Below are 2,334 nucleotides of genomic sequence, written 5' to 3' on the forward strand. Positions count from 1 at the left end.
GGTTAAAGGACGGAAGAAAAGACTGAACAAAGTACAACGAACAAAGATCTGTGCGTAAATAGTAGGGAGAAAATAACCGTGCGCGATGGCTCAAGAAGGGCATGGCGATAAAAAGCGACGAGCATGAATATGCTTATGCTCGTCATCTAAATTATAGCAAGGTCACTGCTACATCCGGCAAATTAGATACTTAAATCAAGTAGGTTGTAATCTTTAAGCTTACCCAAGGTATCGGTCTGCCAGCTGAAATCTATTTTGCTGTTAGCAAGTGGCTGATACTGGTAAGGGGTTTCATCTGGGTATTGTGCTTTGCGCGCCTCAATGGCGTAGCCTAGAGAATGGGAGCGTTGTTCAATTAATTTTTCATCATACACCACGGCTTCACTGTGAATACCAGCGCCTTTTACATTCAGCACAGACGAACGCTTATGAAAGCCACAATGCCAAGACATCTAGCAAGTTCGCGAAAGCCTAGCTAATCGTACTGACGCGAGCCTTCAATTACTTATGGAGGAATATAAAAGGTACAAGCCTATGCGATAGAGGTCTAGCTCTGAGATTTATAAAATTATTTGCAATCTCAAGTTTTAAGATTAAAAATCAGAAGGTGGTAATTTTTACCGCTTAACTAATTGTTTATACCAAAGGAATGCTATGAAGATATTCAAATCAATTATTTTATCGACCCTTATTCTAGCGACGAGCCCTGTGGTTTGTGCAGCGATCGCCTCGCAGGAAATTAAAGAAGAGCGTGTTGTTTCGCGAGCATACAATTTTAATGACTTTGCAACTTACTTGGGAATGACGCCCAAGGATTACTTTAAATTTAGTGGCGCGTATGCAACTGATAATGCTTCGAGTGTACTTCCAGACTTTATCGACATCCAGACACATCCTGCATATGTTAAAGCAAGAGATTTACAGTTAAGTGGTTTAAGCGTTCCAGATTCTTTAATCCTTCAAATTGAGTCAATTTTTGCAAAGAATCAGGAATTGTTTGCTGATTACATGCAGATGGACATGCCCGAATTATTGCGAAAGCAGGATAAATTTGAAAAGTTGACTTTAGTTCTAAATGGTTTGGACGCTAACTTGAATCAGCCCACTGAGAAATCAAGCGCAGGGGGTGTAAATAACATTGACGAAGTTGAAAGGATTGTAATGACTGCTCATGAAAATAGTATTCGAAAAACCAGCTCAGGTTCTTATACGTCCTTAACTGTGATGATATATGACTTTGGAATGGAATTAAAAAACGGGCTTGGGGGGGAGGGCCGAGTTGATTTCCATACGTCAAGTGGATATTACGGCTCGCAATACTGGGTAGTTGATCGTTTCAGAGCATACCCAACAGGTAATATTTTTTGTGATCCCGAGATGTGTTCTTTTAACCCTCATTAAGTGCTTGGTACTTGGCTAAGCAAACCTTGTAAAATATTTACTGCATAAATCAACCCCGCGCTAGGGGACTTTGTCTGACTATAGTCTACTAAAACAGCCCAATTGATTTCCACTTCCTAGATATCGTCAATCAACCATAGGGCTTGTTTAGGCTCTCTTGAGCAAACTTGATTGTATGATTCCATTGAAGTACTTCACGCCCCATGTGATATAGCGAACAATCAGTCTCACTTGAACATCGCCCCCGCTATTGGTTTATTGCTGTTTCAAAACGTTTAGCGTTCAACGCGCAAAGTACTATTCCGTCATTCCCTCGCCCTCATGCGACCCTAGGTGAAATCATGGAGCCGATAGATGCAAGTGGCCATAGACCGCGATAAAAATTAATAACTGAGAATATTATTCCACCGATAAATGTAACGATAAGTAAAACGGCCATAATATCTCTGCCCTACGTCGACCTTAGGCGAATACACGTTCATAAAGAGACACGGGTGATCTATCCGATATTGTGTTTAACATTACCACTAATGGCGAGTTATCAATTGATTAAGATTAATTAATACCAACTCTAAAAATAATTAACTTCGAACAGAGAGTTTGTTAGCGCTGATATGAAGAATTTTTCAGAGAAATAAAAAAAACGGCCTCAAAAGAGGCCGTTTTTAAAGGCGTCAAGTAGCGCTACCTGACCTACCATGTTGAAACTTTTAATAAGTTTAGTGTTAGATACGGTCGTTCAATACCGCAACAATAGGCGAGCTTGTTAAACCGTTTTCTGATGCCCAAGCCACAACTGTTTTACCGTCTTGCTCTGGTGAACTCAAGTCGCTCTTTGGCATCTTCTTTACCATTAGTGTGCCAGTCTCTACTGCGTCATTTAGCATAGCAGTGCGTATTAAGCTGTTACCGCCGCAGCTGATGCCTGAATAA

General features: G+C 40.7%; 2 protein-coding genes and 1 pseudogene. 1 reads left to right on the plus strand and 2 read right to left on the minus strand.

The features are described 5' to 3' along the window. Positions 1–182: 182 nt before the first annotated feature. Positions 183–437 (minus strand): annotated as a pseudogene (locus GMES_RS16335) (phytanoyl-CoA dioxygenase family protein); the annotation flags it as partial. A 217-nt stretch (positions 438–654) separates the two neighbouring features. Between GMES_RS16335 and GMES_RS16340 the strand changes: the two are divergent. Then, positions 655–1,401 carry a hypothetical protein gene (locus tag GMES_RS16340; RefSeq protein ID WP_006993857.1) on the plus strand — a complete coding sequence of 249 codons (747 nt, stop codon included), beginning with the start codon at positions 655–657 and terminating at the stop codon, positions 1,399–1,401. A 725-nt stretch (positions 1,402–2,126) separates the two neighbouring features. On the opposite strand, the gene GMES_RS16345 is transcribed toward GMES_RS16340, so the two are convergent. After that, positions 2,127–2,334: DUF3718 domain-containing protein (locus tag GMES_RS16345; protein ID WP_039987668.1), on the minus strand; the 208-nt coding region annotated here is incomplete at its 5' end.

It is taken from the genome of Paraglaciecola mesophila KMM 241 (assembly GCF_000315015.1).
GTDB lineage: Bacteria > Pseudomonadota > Gammaproteobacteria > Enterobacterales > Alteromonadaceae > Paraglaciecola > Paraglaciecola mesophila.

Bases quoted from the DNA above. Each gene is read 5' to 3' on its own strand.
- GMES_RS16340 (WP_006993857.1), top strand. From the start codon at position 655: ATGAAGATATTCAAATCAATTATTTTATCGACCCTTATTCTAGCGACG.